Origin of the sequence: Avibacterium sp. 20-126 (genome assembly GCF_044358625.1) — a bacterium.
Lineage (GTDB): Bacteria > Pseudomonadota > Gammaproteobacteria > Enterobacterales > Pasteurellaceae > Avibacterium.
Genome location: NZ_CP091457.1, coordinates 600,775 through 615,829, shown reverse-complemented (window position 1 = coordinate 615,829; position 15,055 = coordinate 600,775). Strand labels below are relative to the sequence as shown.

Here is a 15,055-nt window from a genome sequence, read left to right as displayed (position 1 = left end):
TATTTAACTATTTCTTGATTTTAACAATTCAATAATTTCTTTTAGAGCAATAATTTCTGCATCTTTTTGAGATAATAATTCATCCTTTTGAGCCAATAAAGTATCTTTCATTTCCAGCAAACTGTTTAACTTTTCATTTTCAATAGTTAACGCTTCATTTGTGCCAAAATAGCTATTTGTTAAGTTATTAGAATTATCACCACCCACTGCAAAAAAAATTGATCTATCCTTACTCGTAATTAACTCCCCCATATCAATATTAAAAACATTCGCGATTTGCTGTAATTTATCTAAATTAATACTGCTTTGTCCACGTTCAATTTTGGCATAGCCATTCGGCGACATAGAAAGTTTCTCTGCCATTTCTTCCTGCGACCATTGATTGATTTCTCTCATAACGCGAATTTTTTCGTGGACTTCCATTTTACTTCCTTAAAGTGCAGTTTTAAACAGTATCAGATGAGTTTTTGATACTGGTGGTTTGTGGTAGAAATTTGAGGTGCAGTATAACATTTGCACCGAGTTTATCCAAAACTTTATGGGATTATTGGTGATTAATAATGAATTTTTAATCTATGCAGCTAGTATTTTAGCTGATACAAATGAAGGATTGAGTGGTTCAGAAATTTGCAAGTTTTGTGTTCAATATGCTGTTAGATACGAAAAATCAATTACATATACACAGCAACCTTTTAAAAAAGGCACATCAAGCATCAACAAAGCACAAGCACTGGAAACTAATCTAGCTTGTTTTGAACCGAAGGAACAATTTGTCATTATTCAGGATTTATGCGATTTAGAGAAATTTATCAATAATTCAAAAGTACAAGAGCTAAAGCTGGCTTTAGTGAAAAGTTATTCTCATTTAGCTCCACAGAAGATCGCAGAGCAAATTTTAGAAAATGTTAATCAAGTTAGACATTGGTTAGATGATTACCCTGAGACAAAGAAGCATTATGAAAGTGCATTTGAAAAAAAGAATAACAAAATCTATGAGAGAAACTTACTTGATGACTTGCGTTATTCTTTTGAATCTTTGATTAATAGCATTCTTAGAACAAAAAAATCATTAGAAAATTTGAAATCTGAATTAGGTGATTTCTTAGATAAATATAAGATTAATGTAGAAGTTAAAAATCTTTATATTTCAACTATCTTTGATTTTTTCACGAAATATCAAAATGAAAATGTCAAGCATAATGCTTGTTTTGAAAGCATTGAGATTGATTTTATCTTTAATCAAACTACCGTTTTAATGGAATTTTTGATCACTTTACATAAACAACAATATTAACTAGCAATAAGAGGCTTATTATGAAATTAACACTCTCAAAAGCATTATTAACAACAACTGTAATGGTAGGATTAACTGCTTGTGGTTCAGGTGGTGGCGGTGGTTCAAATGAATCAACAACTTCAAACCAGAATAGTACTACTTCAATTACTGTGCCAAATGTTGATACGAATAATTCTAACACAGAAAATAACTCAGCTAACCCAACTCAGCCTAATACAACAGTTACGGTTCCTTCAATCACTCCATCAACATTTAAAGTCGGGGCTGATGGCTATGCAACAGGTAAAGCGACTTATGCATCTGCCAATAGCACAATTAGATTAGATGCAGATTTTGATAAAAGAACTATTTCAGGTAGTGCCGTAGGGAAAATTGATGATAAGAATGTGAATGTTTCGTTAAATAATACAACACTGTATAAAGGAACTATTAGATATATCAACGGTCATTACTCTAGCTATAATGAAATGTATGAATTTAAAGGAAATGCTTCTGCCACACATAATCAAGAAAAATTCTCAGGTCAATATGCTGGTATCATTTATGGAAGCTCTAGTCCATTCTCTGAAATGAGTACAGGATATAAAGTAACATCAGAAAAAGATTCAAATCGTATAATAAAAGAAGGTGCTTTAGATTATAGTGACGGATTTGTTGGTGGATATAACTCCGCAGGAACTGATTTAAATAGACAGTAATTATATTCCCACAATTTTTTGATTGTGGGATTTCTTAAATATGAAATATAAATTTTTTTTCTTATCTTATTTATTTAGTAGCATTGTTATTGCAAGTGAAACAACCTACTCTATTTCACAATTAAAACACGATCAAGCTCTGACCGAAAAACTACTTTCAGATATGTTAAATATTGAGCGAATGGATTTGGTGGAACGCCTATTGCCTATCTATCAAAATTTTTCTGAGCATAGTCCAAGATTAGTGAATTACGCAAAAATTAAACAAGCAAGAGTGCTATTTTTAGATTATCAAAATGACAATGCAAGGAAAGCCTTTGAAACATTACAAGAGCAAAACAATTTAACTGATGAAGAACAGTTGCTTATTCAAGATTATTTACAAGCAATTAAAAATCGCGAAAGCTGGCAATTTTCTTTAGGTGCAAATTATCTACAAACCAAGAATGTCAATAATACGTCTAACGAACGACATATTGAAAATACAGGTTTTGTAAAAAATGATGATATGTTGCCACAGTCGGCTCACGGTTTTACTTATTATTTTGATGCACAAAAAAATTGGAATATCATAGGATCTCACTATCTCTATTTTACCAATAATCTTTATGGGAAAAATTATTGGGATAATCACGATTATGATGAAATCGCCAACCGCACTTATTTCGGCTATAAATATCAAAATGCTAAATATCAATTTGACCTAAAACCCTTTTATGAACGCCAATGGTTTGGTGGACATCGTTATAACTGGGCGAATGGGTTAAGAGTTGAGTATGGTTTGAACTTTTCAAAACATTGGCAAATTTCGACCGCATTAGAGTTTAGCCAACCACGTTATTTCACACAGACTGAACGAAGCGGTACGATTAAACTGGCCTCTGCCACACTCATTTGGCAACCTACTGGAAAAGGCTATTATTATTTAGGAACGGATTTTATTCGTGAAAATACGCAACTTAAACAATATAGCAATGATATGAAAGCGTTACGATTAGGTTGGCGACAAAATTGGGGGTATGCAATAGCAAGCCAAATAAATGGATCAATAGCATTGAGACAATATAAAGATTTTGCTTCGCTAGGTAATATTTTGCCGTTAGATAAAATCCGCCGTGATAAGATCTATTCACTAAATCTGACATTATGGAAACAAGATTGGCAGTATTTGGGTTTTGTGCCAAAAGTACAATTCCGCTGGAAAAAGCAGAATAGCAATATTCCCTCAATGTTTTCCTATTCAGAAAAATATGTGCAGATGTTAATAGAAAAAGACTTTTAAACTCAAATTAATCTGACAGGTGCCAGTTTTAAATGGAAGGCTGTCAGATTAAATTTGATGCAAATAATTCTCCACTCAATCATCAATAAGGCGTTTTGCCTGCTTTTTCAATTAATGATTTGAGATACGGAATATCATCGTGGCTTAGCATATCGATCAGGCCTTCACGTAACCATTGGATAATTTCACTTTCTGTATCGTAACCATATTTTTGGTTATACATTGCTAGCACAGGCATTTCTTTTGATTCGTGCAAATACATTCTCACCGATAATCCCGCTTTTTTGTAGGCAATTAAATCTTCTTTGCCGACATAGTGATATTCCACACAAACGCTGCTGGCATTTGATCCCAATACTGCACTAAGTTGATCGTTATAGCGCGCAAGGGTAACCACTTGCAACCGCAAGGCTGGCAATAAGGCTTTCACTTTATTAATTAAAACGTGATCAAAGCCTAATAATAAAATTTGATCCACTGTATTGGTACGTTGCAAAATCTCAGCTAAGACTTCCGCAAAACGCTGATGATTGCGACGTTGTTTAGCTTCTACAATTAACCCTACATTATTTTCTTGCGCCCATTTTAAAACTGTTTCTAACTCTACAATGTGCGTGCCTTTGAAAGCGGGGGAAAATTTCTCACCGAAATCATACTGCTGTAATTCAGCCAGTGTCATTTGTTCCACATATCCTTCACCATTAGAAACACGTTCAATCGAAAAATCGTGAATAACCACAATTTTTTCATCTTTTGTCATTGCAATATCAAGTTCAATGCTATGTGTTCCCGCTTCTAATGCGCCAATAAAGGCAGGCATTGTATTTTCTGGATACTTGGCACTATAACCACGGTGGCTATTTGCGAGAATGATTCCTTTCTCTGTTACATTAAATTCAAATGCCATTTTTAACCTCTCTCTTACATTCAATTTAAAAACTAAACTCATTTTAGAGACAATAGAAATATCACGCAAACACTATTGCAATCAAATGGAAAAAATATCTAATTTTCGTGATCAAACTCACAAAAACAAACTTAAATGAGTTTATTTTTTAAATTGTAATTGATCGCGCTTTATCTTCTAGTTTAGAGTATTCACGAAATTATCATCGAGGAGAAATCGATTATGGCAAAACTAGAATTACGCAATATCACCAAAAAATTTGGTGATTTCTATGCAGCAAATAACATCTCTTTTACTGCTGAAGAAGGGGAATTCGTTACGCTACTCGGTCCTAGTGGCTGTGGGAAAACCTCTTTGCTTAAATTAATTGCAGGCTTTCACCGTGCCGATGAGGGGGAAATTGTCATTGGCGATCGTCAAGTCAATGACATTCCACCAGAAAAACGGAATACCGCAATGTGTTTTCAATCCTATGCGCTTTTTCCTCACTTAAATGTTTCCCACAATATTTGTTATGGCTTGAAACAAAAGAAAATTCCTATTGATGAACAAATCGCACGCTTAAATGTGGCATTAAAACAAATGGATTTAGAAACCCAGAAACTAAAATTACCTTCTGAGCTTTCAGGTGGTCAGCAACAGCGTGTTGCCCTTGCCCGTGCAATGGTTACCCGTCCTGATGTGATTTTATTCGATGAACCACTCTCTAATCTTGATGCCAAACTGCGTGAAAGCGTACGCTTTGAAATTAAGCAACTTTCTCATCAATATAATCTGACCAGTATTTATGTTACCCACGATCAGGCGGAAGCCTTGTCAATGTCAGATAAAATTATCGTGCTAAATAAGGGATCAATTGAGCAAGTGGGAACACCACAAGAAATTTATTATCAACCGAACAACCGCTTTATTGCTGATTTCATTGGTGTCGCAAACATCACCAAAGCAAACGTAAAACACTGGCAAGAGGATCTCTATCAGGTGGATTCCTTATGGGGCAAATTCGTTGTGCAATCGGCACATAAACCTGTGGCTGAGAATATTTATATTTGTTTCCGTCCTGAAGATGCGATCCCTTGTGAAGCTGATAGCAATGTAGAAAATAAATTTAGTGTCAAGGTTCTACAAACCGCCTTTATGGGTAATATGACTGAAGTGCAAGGCTTGGTTACCTCTGGCTTGCCAAATGAGAAAGTGCGGTTGCAATTAACCAAGTTTTCACCGTTATTAAATCAGTCAGAACAATTACATTTCACCCTTGCTCGTGATGCCATTCGTTTCTTGGAGGCGGTATGAAATCCTTAAAACAAGATCTCAAAGCCTGGCTACTGCTTGGAACAGGGCTTGGCACCATTTTATTATTAATGGGTTCGACCTTTTATTTAGTGGTTGCCCAAAGCTTTGGCTTACAGAATATGTATGGCGAACCGTCTCACTTCACGTTTGATTATTGGCAAGAAGTGTTAAGTAACCCTATCTTTCATAAATCATTTTGGTATTCGGTGCGGGTTTCTTTTCTGGGTGCGGTATTTTCCATTTTAGTGGCTTACCCCATTGCATTATGGTTACGTAATCCGATTAAAGGCAAAGAATTTATCGTTACCTTTTTCCGTATGCCAATGCTTGTGCCGGGATTAGTGGCGGCATTCTTATTTATGAATATGATTTCCTACCACGGTATTCTTAATGAAACCTTAGTTTGGTTAGGCATTTGGGAACAACCAAAATCCTTGCAAAATGACAGCTTTGGTTGGGGAATTGTGATTTTACAAATGTGGAAAAATATTCCATTCGCCTTAATTCTTGTTGGCGGTGCAGTCAATTCGTTAAAAAGCGATCTCTTTGATGCCGCTTCAAACCTAGGTTCAAACAGTTGGCAACGTTTTATTTATGTGATTTTCCCACTCACTCTCAGTGCAGTACAAGTTTCGTTTATTTTGATTTTTATCGGTGCATTAGGTGATTTCGCCTTTTATAGCATTGCAGGCCCACGTGATACCTATTCTTTAGCTCGCTTTATGCAAATGAGTGCTTATGAATTTGAAGAATGGAATCAAAGTGCGGTACTCGCAATGGTGATAATGCTCACTTCTGCACTTGCTTCAATTTTAATTACGCTGATTATTCGTCCATTATCTGTTAAACGAGGAGCGGTAAAATGAACAAAATACAAAGCAAAAACACACGTTTAATTAACCGCATTGTGCTGATCTTTTTTGTGCTGGTGAATTTTGTTTGGCTTGTTTTGCCTTTCTTAATGGCGGGCTTATGGTCGCTTGTTGATCCACAACACCCTTGGAGCTACCCTGATATTTTTCCACCCGTGCTTTCTTTTGAACGCTGGAGTTATGTATGGGAAAACACCGCACTTAAAGAAGCGATGTTTAATAGCTACACCATCGCGCCGATTGTTTCTTTAATCGCCATCACTCTCGCCTTGCCAACCGCTTATGCTTTTGGTCGAATGGAATTCCGCGGTAAAAAAATTGCCGAACTGATTACCCTTATTCCCTTAGTAATTCCGGGAATGATCATTGCCTTATTCTTTAGTGCGGTGTTAATTCAGTTAAATATTAACAATCCAATGATCGGTATTATTATCGGACATACGGTAATGACGTTACCCTACGCTATTCGTATTTTGTCTTCAGGATTTTCAGCCGTTCCGCAAGATCTGATTGATGCAAGTCGCGATCTTGGGGCATCAAAATTTACGACCTTTAAAGATGTGTACTTGCCAATGCTAAAACCCGCATTTTTGGCGTCCATTATTTTCTGTTTAGTCAAAAGTATTGAAGAATTTAGTATTTCCTTTGTTATCGGTTCGCCAGATTTTATCACCGTGCCAACCATACTTTATTCTTTCTTGGGCTATTCTTTCATTCGCCCAAATGCCGCCGTGGTCTCAATCATCTTATTAATTCCAAACGTGATCTTATTGTTAATTATTGAACGTTTATTAAAAGGTAACTATTTATCTCAATCCACAGGTAAAGCCTAATTTTGTAAACCATAGCCTTGTAAATCATAGGAGAACACAATGATGAAAACTCGTCTTATCAAAACCGCATTAATCAGTTTAGGGCTAACCACTGCCTTATCCGTATCGGCCTCCCAAGACCTCAGCCAAAAAAGCTGGGAAGATATTATGGCACAAGCCAAACAAGAAGGCTCCGTCACCTTTAGCGTATGGTATTTACAACCACAATTCCGTCTTTTTGTGAAAGAATTTGAAAAAACCTATGGCATCAAAGTGAAAATCCCAGAAGGAACGCTAGATGGCAATATGAACAAGCTCATTGCTGAAAAATCACTAAGCAAAGGCAAAATGGATGTGATCGCCATTGCGGCGGATAACTACCCGATTGTGCAGAAAAATGAGGTATTAAGAAATCTCGATAAATTGCCAAATTTCGCCCAAGCTAACCACGCCTTACAAGGGGTAAAATTTGCCAATCAAGCAATGGGATTTTGGGGCAATCAAACAGGCTTTGCTTATGATCCATTACGGGTTTCAGAAGATCAATTACCACAAAGTTGGCAAGAAACCGTTACCTACATTCAAACTCACCCGAAAAAATTTGGTTATGCCGATCCAAATGGAGGGGCTTCAGGTAAAGCGTTTATTTTTCAAGCCTTACTTAATGTAAGCGGTCAATATGATTATCAAAACACGCCATTTGATGCTACCCAAACGAAAAACTGGCAAAGCACGTGGGATTGGTTTAACCAAAACAAACAAAATATGGTTCGTACCGCCTCTAACGCAGATAGCTTAACACGCTTAAATGATGGGGAATTAGATATTGTTTCTGCGTGGCAAGATCATTTATTTAGCTTACAAAAACAAGGCGCGGTAACACCAAGATTGAAATTCTATGTGCCAAAATTTGGTATGCCGGGCGGTGGGAATGTCGTCGTTGTCGCACAAAATGCGCCACACCCAGCAGCAAGTTTGGTGTTCGCCAACTGGCTAGTCTCCCCAGAAACCCAACAAAAATTAGCCGCTCATTTTGGTATTCGCCCATTAAATGCGGAAGTCGGCGAAGCGGATATTCCATTCTTCCCATTAGATTGGAGCAAAGCCGCGATTGCAGATTTCACCAAAGAAGTGATCGCTAAATAACATTGTTGATGAGTTAAGGTTCTGCCTTAACTCATTTTTTTCTCTCTTTTTTTGATTATTGTTCCAACAAAATCAAGTTAGATTTAATATTGTTAGTGCAAAAGTGCGGTTAAAAATTTTGCAATTTTTAGGGCATTTCGTGCCAATAATGCCCCTTCCTTTCTATCCTAATCTTGGAGGACATTCTATGAAAAAGCTCACCTTAAGCCTTAGTTTACTTAGCAGCACATTCTTTTATGCCACAAATCTTAATGCAGCGCCTAATGTGCCAGACAATCACCAAGCAGAAGCGCTACAATTAGAAAAAATCGTGATTTTCAGCCGACACGGTATTCGCACACCCTTAGTGGGAAAAGACAGCGTTTTATCTCAAGCCACGCCCTATCAATGGGTGAAATGGCAAGATAAAACAGGCTATCTCACTGCTAAAGGGGCAAGATTAGAAAAATTATTCGCGGCTTACTGGTCTGAATGGTTGCAACAAACTGGCATTCTGTCATCACAATGCCCGAAAGATGATCTTTTTATTTATACCAACGCTCGCCCACGCACCATTGATACAGGGGTAAGTTTTGCTAAAGGAGCATATTCCCATTGCGCCATTAGAGTGAATTATCTTGGCAAATATAACACGATGGATAACACCTTTAATCCCGTAATTCGCAGCAAAGTAGATAAAGCCTTTGAACAAAAAGCCCGCAACGCAGTCGATGAATTAGTCGGTAAAGGAGGATTTGCTCAGCTAAACGCACATCTACAAAGTAATTTCAACGCCCTTGCACAAACGTTAAATCAAACACAATCACCCTTATGCCAAGAAAAACACTTATGTAATTTAGACCAAGAACCTAATACCCTCACCTTCACTCAAGGAAAAGAACCGAAAACCACAGGTGCATTACGCGATGGAACAGGGGCAGCTGATAGCTTCCTACTGCAATATTATGAAGGCTTTCCTGCTAAAGATGTGGCTTGGGGTCGCATTAATAATCAACAAGATTGGAAAAAAATTGTTGATATCAAAGAACGCTACAACCAATTATTATTCGGCACGCAAGTAATGGCAAAAGAAGCCGCCACGCCGCTGCTCACCTTTATTCAAAATAGTTTTAAAGACTACGGTTACCAACACCCTTATATTGAAAACGCACGCAATGCCAAGGTCGTATTGTTGGTCGGACACGATTCTAATGTTGGTTCGCTCTTACCATTATTAAAAGTAAAACCTTACCACCTACCCGATCAACTGGAAACGACACCAATTAGTGGCAAAGTTGCCTTTGAAAAATGGGTCGCGCCAAATGGCGAAGCCTTTATGAAAGTAGAATACGTTTATCAAACCATTGATCAATTACGTAATGGCACGAAACTCACTTTGACTAATCCACCAAATCGTATTACCTTACAGCTAGAAGATTGCCCAACCAATGCGCAAGGTTTATGTAAAATGGCTGATTTTTATCAAGCCGTTGAAAATGCGTTAAAATAATACCGCACTTTTATCTGTGTAAATTAAGGTAAAATTGACTGAGAAGCCTCTCTGATCGCCAAAGTGAGGCTTTTATTTCATAAAGACAGAAAAATGAAAAAAGATAATTCCGTATTCAATTTAAAATCTAGCGAAAAATTGTTATTACGCCTTATTCGCCAATATGCCCCTTCACGCAAGGAACTCAGTACATTATCAGGCTTAACCGCCGGGGCAGTAACACAATATTGTCGCAAACTCTTGTTTCTTGGCTTAATCAAAGAAACGGAAAAAATGGTAAAAAAACGGGGAACGCCTTCTTTTCATTTAACCTTAAATCCCAACGCCTGTTGCTCTATTGGGGTTACCTTTTCTGATCACGCATTTCAGCTGGCGATTGTGGATTTTGTTGGTAATAAAATTGCGAATGAACGCTATGTATATGACAATATCGTACAATTTGATGAATTATGCCAAAAAATTCATAGTGCTGTTACGCAATTGCTTGAAAAGAAATTTTTGTCTGAAGCCAAAATCCTTGGTATTGGTTTCTCCCTTTCTGGCTATCTCTTGGAAGACAAATCAATTTCCTCCCCTTGGTTTCCTTTATTACAAAATATTCCTAATTTAGCCACAGTATTGAGCGAAAAATTGGGCTACCCTTGTTATATTGAAAACAACATCAACACCGTAGCCTTAGGTGAATATTATTCAGGTTTATGGAATGATATTGACGATATGGTGGTTATCAGCCTTGATTTTGGTATTGGTGCAGGCATTATTTCACAAGGTAAACTAATCCGTGGTGGATTTGGTAACGCGGGAGAAATCGGCTTATTATTCCCCTATAACTCGCCTAGACCAAGTTGGAAAGATCTCACCGAAAAACTTGGCGAAGATAATCATCAAACAAACTTATTAGACAACACCGCGGTAAAAACTTGGCTAGCACATAGCCAGCCCCAAGTGCTGTCTCTCATTCTCTCCGCCATTGCGTGGCTTGACCCCAAAGTCATCGCCCTAACTGGAATGTTGCCTCAAACCTTAATCAATCAACTGATTGATTACGTTAAAAATGCAGAACAACTACAAAACATCAACCGCACCTCAGCACAACTGAGCGCATCAAAGATAAAATTTGAAGATATTTCTATTGGTGCCGCTATTGTACCGATTTATCATTTCTTGCAAGATGATGAATAAATACGAAAGTGCGGTGCAAAAATCAGAAAAATTTGCACCGCACTTTCGTTAATAAGTTATATATAAACAAAAAGCCGTCAATCATAACGGCTTTCAATCATTCAATTTTGTGATTATTTCACACGCGAAACATATTCACCTGAACGGGTATCTACTTTGATGACTTCGCCTGTTTGTACGAATAATGGAACACGCACTACCGCACCGGTGCTTAATGTCGCTGGTTTACCGCCTGTACCTGCTGTATCGCCTTTTAAGCCCGGATCTGTTTCTACAATTTCTAATTCAACGAAGTTTGGTGGGGTAACAGAAATTGGCGCGCCGTTCCATAAAGTAACGATACAATCTGCTTGATCTAATAACCATTTTTCTGCATCGCCGACTGCTTTTGCATCGGCAGAATATTGTTCAAATGTTTCTGGGTGCATAAAATACCAGAACGCATCATCTTTGTAAGAATAGGTTAAGTTAAGATCCATCACATCTGCGGCTTCGACGGAAGTACCCGATTTAAAGTTGACATCTAACACTTTACCTGAAATTAATTTACGAATACGAGTGCGAGTAAATGCCTGACCTTTACCCGGTTTTACAAATTCATTTTCAACAATAACGCAAGGTTCACCATCTTGCATAAATTTTAGACCTGGTTTGAAGTCAGTGGTAGTATATGTAGCCATATTATCCTCAAATAAAAAGAGATTGTTTTTAAAAGTGCGTATTTTAACCCGAAATATCCCCATTAGAGAAGTAGAAAATTGGGCTGATCATCTCGCCAATGCCATTTCAGATCCAAAAATCTTGTTGGAACAATTAAACCTTCCTCTTTCTCTTTTTGAAAAAGATTTTGCCGCACGCAAGCTATTTCCTTTGCGTGTTCCGTTGCCTTTTGTAGCGCGAATGGAAAAAGGTAACCCAAACGATCCGCTCTTTTTACAGGCGATGACTTCCCATTTAGAATTTGTGCTGGCAGAAGGATTTAGCAAAGATCCATTAGATGAACAGCATACACCCGCGCCCAATATTTTGCATAAATACCATAATCGTTTGTTGTTTATGGTAAAAAATAGCTGTGCAATTAATTGTCGCTATTGTTTTCGCCGCCACTTTCCTTATGCTGAAAACAAGGGCGATAAAAAAAATTGGCAAAAAGCCCTAGATTATATTGCGCAACATTCAGAAATTGATGAGGTGATTTTTTCAGGTGGCGATCCACTTATGGCGAAAGATCACGAGCTAGAATGGCTCATAAAACAATTAGAAAAAATTCCGCACTTACAACGTTTACGTATTCATAGTCGCTTGCCGGTGGTTATTCCACAGCGGATTACCACCACACTTTGTGCGTTGCTGGCACAATCTCGCTTACAAACGGTGCTGGTTACCCACATCAATCACCCCAATGAAATTGATGAAAATTTAGCACAAGCAATGGCGAAGCTGAAAAAATCCGGTATCACTTTGCTTAACCAAGCGGTCATACTGAAAAAGATTAATGACAACGCCCACACTCTTAAAACCTTAGGTGAGCAACTTTTTCGTATTGGTATTTTGCCTTATTACTTACATTTGTTTGATAAAGTGGAAGGGGCAAGCCATTTTTATCTTGATGATGAAAGTGCGGTAAAAATTTACAAAGAATTACAAACACTCACGTCAGGCTATTTAGTGCCTAAATTAGCACGAGAAATAGCGAATGAACCAAATAAAACATTATATTCCGCGTAATTCGGCATAGAACAATGACAAAATATCCTTTAAAATAAGCGAAATTTACACCGCACTTACGCTAAGTGCTTTTAATTAATATTAAGGAATCACTGTGACTGAACAACATAAACCTCAAAATAACACAGATAGCGCGGCTCAAAATGAATTAAATTTAGAATTTAATCAAATGGAACCTATCACGCCGAAAAAACACATTACTCACGAACCCTCTTTACTTGATAAAGCCAAAGCGCTGATGGAAGGGTTAGGAAAAAAAGAACAAGCAACTGAACAGGCTGAACCCGTGATTGCAGAAACAACCACGAGTAACGAGCAGAAGAATGTTGAAGAAAGTCTTGCAGAAGAAAACACCCAAACACAAAATGAACCAGCTCCTATTAGCAAAATAAATAAACCTGAACGTTGGGCAATTTTAGGCTTTATTCCAGCAAAATACCGCCGTATTTTTATTGTTTTATTACTTGCGGTGATCATTTTATTGATTATCTCTTGGCTAAAACCAAGTGCGGATACCGTAAATGCTTTTGAACAGCCATCAAACAGCATTCCAACCCAGTTCCAATCACTTAATCAAGAACAACCTTTGGAAAATAATGTGTTGGATAACTTAAACCAAGGGCAACAACCGGCACAGCAAGCAGATGCACAAAACACACAAAGCAACAATGAGAATGCCCAAACAGCAACAACCGCAAGTGCAGAAAATAATGCAGACAATGCGCAAAGCAATCCAGCTACAAGCCCTGAACCTGTTGCGCAACCAAGCCCTCAAACAGAGCAACCTGTGCCAGCGGTGAAACCACAACCAACCTCCGTTGAGCCAAAACCAGTGGTAGATACAGCAAAAACCGCAAGCAAACCAGCTACACAAACCACACCAAAAGCACAACCTAAACCGGTGGTAAAAGCAACAACACAAACAACCAATACCAGTAAGCCAAAAGCGGAAAACAAAGCACAAACCGTGAAAAAAGTGGAAGCGAAAGTTGAGAAAAAAGTGCCTGTGGTTGAAGCAAAACCAGCGACAAGCAAAACAGCTGGCACGAGCAAAACCCTGACCATTCCACAAGGTGTTTCACTTATGCAGGTATTCCGTGATAACAACCTGAATATTTCAGATGTGAATGCGATGACAAAAGCAAATGGCGCTGGCAATGCCTTAAGTAGCTTTAAACCTGGTGATAAAGTACAGATTTCAGTCAATTCACAAGGGCGTGTGCAACAACTTCGCTTAGCAAATGGCAGCACCTTTATTCGTCAGGCTAATGGGACTTATCAATATAAGAAATAAGCTGTAAGCTGTTAAAAGAAAAAAATGGCGGAATCTGATGTTCCGCCATTTTGCTTTTATCCATTACAAAAAAGAATAAAATTACAACCGCTCTTTTTCACCACCAAACTCATCAAGTAGATTTTCTGTCAGCTTGGCTAAAATGCCGGTCATTAATACAAAATCAGCGTCAAAACGTTGTGCGACATCTTCTTTCAAAATATCGTCATTTTTTTCCCGCACTTCATCGGCAAACTTCAAACGTTTTAAGGTGCCATCTTCATTGAGTACAAACATAAGATGCGCCTCCCATTCTAAAGCCAGCTTTGTAATCACTTTACCTGATTGCAAAAGCAACAAAATTTCCTGCGCATCTAATGCTTGTTGTTTGCAACGAATAATAGCGTTATCTTGATCGCCCCGTAATTCTGCATCTTCTAAAGGAATTAACCATTCTGGCGTATCTTCCTCGCTCACCCATTTACTCATTACTGCACTTGGCTCATAAGCAAAAGCAAGTGGCACAACAGGCAAAGAACCGAGAGATTTTCGCAATAAAGCTAAGGCATCTTCTGCTCTTTTGCTGGAGGCAGCATCGACATAAATTAGCTGATTTTCACTATCCACCCAAATCGCCGTTTCCTGATACTTGCTAAAAGCACGCGGCAGCAACATTGCCACCACATCATCTTTTAGCGCTTGCTTTTCTACTTTCTTTAATTTGCGATTTTCTTTTTGCTCAAGTTCATTTATACGTTGCGCTAATTCCCGTTTTATCACTTGCGCTGGGAGCATTTTTTCTTCTTTACGTGCAACGAATAAAATCTGTTTTCCCACAGAGAAATGCAACAATTCACTGGTTTTTAATGGAGAAATCCAACCAAACTTTTGCATATCTCCCTGTCCACAAGGATGAAACTCACATTGCGCAAGCTGGGCTTGTAAATATTCAGCTGACCAATCTAATTCTTTTGTTAAACGATAGGTCATAACGTTCTTAAACCACATAGGCATTCCTTACTTATTCAGGTAAAATGAGCAGATAAAAACTTATTGTAACTGATCTAAGGCAA

The 15,055-nt window shown here is 37.8% G+C and carries 15 protein-coding genes; 11 read left to right on the top strand and 4 right to left on the bottom strand.

The window, feature by feature from the left end:
• Nucleotides 1-3: 3 nt before the first annotated feature.
• Nucleotides 4-423: a helix-turn-helix domain-containing protein gene (locus L4F91_RS02970; RefSeq protein ID WP_250350711.1), complete on the bottom strand. Its 420-nt coding sequence runs from the start codon at nucleotides 421-423 to the stop codon at nucleotides 4-6.
• Between the two features lie 76 nt (nucleotides 424-499).
• Here L4F91_RS02970 and L4F91_RS02965 point away from each other — a divergent pair, with 76 nt between their 5' ends.
• From L4F91_RS02965 to L4F91_RS02955, 3 genes are read left to right on the top strand one after another with little or no spacing between them, the layout of a single operon-like run.
• Nucleotides 500-1,294 (top strand): hypothetical protein, encoded by a 795-nt coding sequence (locus tag L4F91_RS02965; protein ID WP_395897183.1) that lies wholly within the window; start codon nucleotides 500-502, stop codon nucleotides 1,292-1,294.
• A 20-nt stretch (nucleotides 1,295-1,314) separates the two neighbouring features.
• A complete protein-coding gene (locus L4F91_RS02960; RefSeq protein WP_250350713.1) occupies nucleotides 1,315-1,995 on the top strand; it encodes a hypothetical protein in 681 nt (226 codons plus the stop codon).
• Between the two features lie 40 nt (nucleotides 1,996-2,035).
• Entirely contained in the window at nucleotides 2,036-3,277 is a 1,242-nt protein-coding gene (locus tag L4F91_RS02955) for a surface lipoprotein assembly modifier (protein ID WP_250350714.1), read from the top strand.
• 82 nt (nucleotides 3,278-3,359) lie between these two features.
• On the opposite strand, the gene L4F91_RS02950 is transcribed toward L4F91_RS02955, so the two are convergent.
• On the bottom strand, nucleotides 3,360-4,184 hold the full coding sequence (locus L4F91_RS02950) for a glycerophosphodiester phosphodiesterase family protein (protein ID WP_250350715.1): 825 nt from the start codon (nucleotides 4,182-4,184) through the stop codon (nucleotides 3,360-3,362).
• A 222-nt stretch (nucleotides 4,185-4,406) separates the two neighbouring features.
• On the opposite strand from L4F91_RS02950, the gene L4F91_RS02945 reads away from it, so the two are divergent.
• From L4F91_RS02945 to L4F91_RS02920, 6 genes are all read left to right on the top strand, one after another.
• Nucleotides 4,407-5,480 (top strand): ABC transporter ATP-binding protein, encoded by a 1,074-nt coding sequence (locus L4F91_RS02945; protein WP_250350716.1) that lies wholly within the window; start codon nucleotides 4,407-4,409, stop codon nucleotides 5,478-5,480.
• On the top strand, nucleotides 5,477-6,346 hold the full coding sequence (locus L4F91_RS02940; RefSeq protein ID WP_250350717.1) for an ABC transporter permease: 870 nt from the start codon (nucleotides 5,477-5,479) through the stop codon (nucleotides 6,344-6,346). Before L4F91_RS02945 ends, L4F91_RS02940 begins: the two co-directional genes overlap by 4 nt.
• The gene (locus L4F91_RS02935) at nucleotides 6,343-7,185 is read left to right on the top strand and encodes an ABC transporter permease (RefSeq protein ID WP_250350718.1); all 843 of its coding nucleotides are present in this window, start codon (nucleotides 6,343-6,345) and stop codon (nucleotides 7,183-7,185) included. Before L4F91_RS02940 ends, L4F91_RS02935 begins: the two co-directional genes overlap by 4 nt.
• A gap of 42 nt (nucleotides 7,186-7,227) precedes the next feature.
• Nucleotides 7,228-8,310, top strand: coding sequence for an extracellular solute-binding protein (locus L4F91_RS02930; RefSeq protein WP_250351717.1), 1,083 nt, complete (start codon nucleotides 7,228-7,230; stop codon nucleotides 8,308-8,310).
• Nucleotides 8,311-8,497: 187 nt separating this feature from the next.
• Nucleotides 8,498-9,799 carry a histidine-type phosphatase gene (locus L4F91_RS02925; protein WP_395897179.1) on the top strand — a complete coding sequence of 434 codons (1,302 nt, stop codon included), beginning with the start codon at nucleotides 8,498-8,500 and terminating at the stop codon, nucleotides 9,797-9,799.
• A gap of 93 nt (nucleotides 9,800-9,892) precedes the next feature.
• Complete coding sequence (locus L4F91_RS02920; RefSeq protein WP_265777290.1) at nucleotides 9,893-10,981, top strand: ROK family protein; 1,089 nt, start codon at nucleotides 9,893-9,895, stop codon at nucleotides 10,979-10,981.
• A gap of 113 nt (nucleotides 10,982-11,094) precedes the next feature.
• On the opposite strand, the gene efp is transcribed toward L4F91_RS02920, so the two are convergent.
• Nucleotides 11,095-11,661, bottom strand: a complete 567-nt coding sequence (efp, locus tag L4F91_RS02915; protein WP_103854617.1) for an elongation factor P — start codon at nucleotides 11,659-11,661, stop codon at nucleotides 11,095-11,097.
• Nucleotides 11,662-11,695: 34 nt separating this feature from the next.
• Here efp and epmB point away from each other — a divergent pair, with 34 nt between their 5' ends.
• The gene (epmB, locus tag L4F91_RS02910; protein WP_395897176.1) at nucleotides 11,696-12,709 is read left to right on the top strand and encodes an EF-P beta-lysylation protein EpmB; all 1,014 of its coding nucleotides are present in this window, start codon (nucleotides 11,696-11,698) and stop codon (nucleotides 12,707-12,709) included.
• Between the two features lie 94 nt (nucleotides 12,710-12,803).
• The gene (locus L4F91_RS02905; RefSeq protein WP_395897174.1) at nucleotides 12,804-14,003 is read left to right on the top strand and encodes a LysM-like peptidoglycan-binding domain-containing protein; all 1,200 of its coding nucleotides are present in this window, start codon (nucleotides 12,804-12,806) and stop codon (nucleotides 14,001-14,003) included.
• A gap of 81 nt (nucleotides 14,004-14,084) precedes the next feature.
• On the opposite strand, the gene rdgC is transcribed toward L4F91_RS02905, so the two are convergent.
• Nucleotides 14,085-14,990, bottom strand: a complete 906-nt coding sequence (rdgC, locus tag L4F91_RS02900) for a recombination-associated protein RdgC (protein WP_395897173.1) — start codon at nucleotides 14,988-14,990, stop codon at nucleotides 14,085-14,087.
• Nucleotides 14,991-15,055 lie beyond the last annotated feature (65 nt).

Excerpts from the sequence above, each read along its gene's own strand:
- L4F91_RS02970 (WP_250350711.1), bottom strand. The coding sequence starts at position 423 with ATGGAAGTCCACGAAAAAATTCGCGTTATGAGAGAAATCAATCAATGG.
- L4F91_RS02960 (WP_250350713.1), top strand. The coding sequence starts at position 1,315 with ATGAAATTAACACTCTCAAAAGCATTATTAACAACAACTGTAATGGTA.
- L4F91_RS02955 (WP_250350714.1), top strand. The coding sequence starts at position 2,036 with ATGAAATATAAATTTTTTTTCTTATCTTATTTATTTAGTAGCATTGTT.
- L4F91_RS02950 (WP_250350715.1), bottom strand. The coding sequence starts at position 4,184 with ATGGCATTTGAATTTAATGTAACAGAGAAAGGAATCATTCTCGCAAAT.
- L4F91_RS02945 (WP_250350716.1), top strand. The coding sequence starts at position 4,407 with ATGGCAAAACTAGAATTACGCAATATCACCAAAAAATTTGGTGATTTC.
- L4F91_RS02940 (WP_250350717.1), top strand. The coding sequence starts at position 5,477 with ATGAAATCCTTAAAACAAGATCTCAAAGCCTGGCTACTGCTTGGAACA.
- L4F91_RS02935 (WP_250350718.1), top strand. The coding sequence starts at position 6,343 with ATGAACAAAATACAAAGCAAAAACACACGTTTAATTAACCGCATTGTG.
- L4F91_RS02930 (WP_250351717.1), top strand. The coding sequence starts at position 7,228 with ATGAAAACTCGTCTTATCAAAACCGCATTAATCAGTTTAGGGCTAACC.
- L4F91_RS02925 (WP_395897179.1), top strand. The coding sequence starts at position 8,498 with ATGAAAAAGCTCACCTTAAGCCTTAGTTTACTTAGCAGCACATTCTTT.
- L4F91_RS02920 (WP_265777290.1), top strand. The coding sequence starts at position 9,893 with ATGAAAAAAGATAATTCCGTATTCAATTTAAAATCTAGCGAAAAATTG.
- efp (WP_103854617.1), bottom strand. The coding sequence starts at position 11,661 with ATGGCTACATATACTACCACTGACTTCAAACCAGGTCTAAAATTTATG.
- rdgC (WP_395897173.1), bottom strand. The coding sequence starts at position 14,990 with ATGTGGTTTAAGAACGTTATGACCTATCGTTTAACAAAAGAATTAGAT.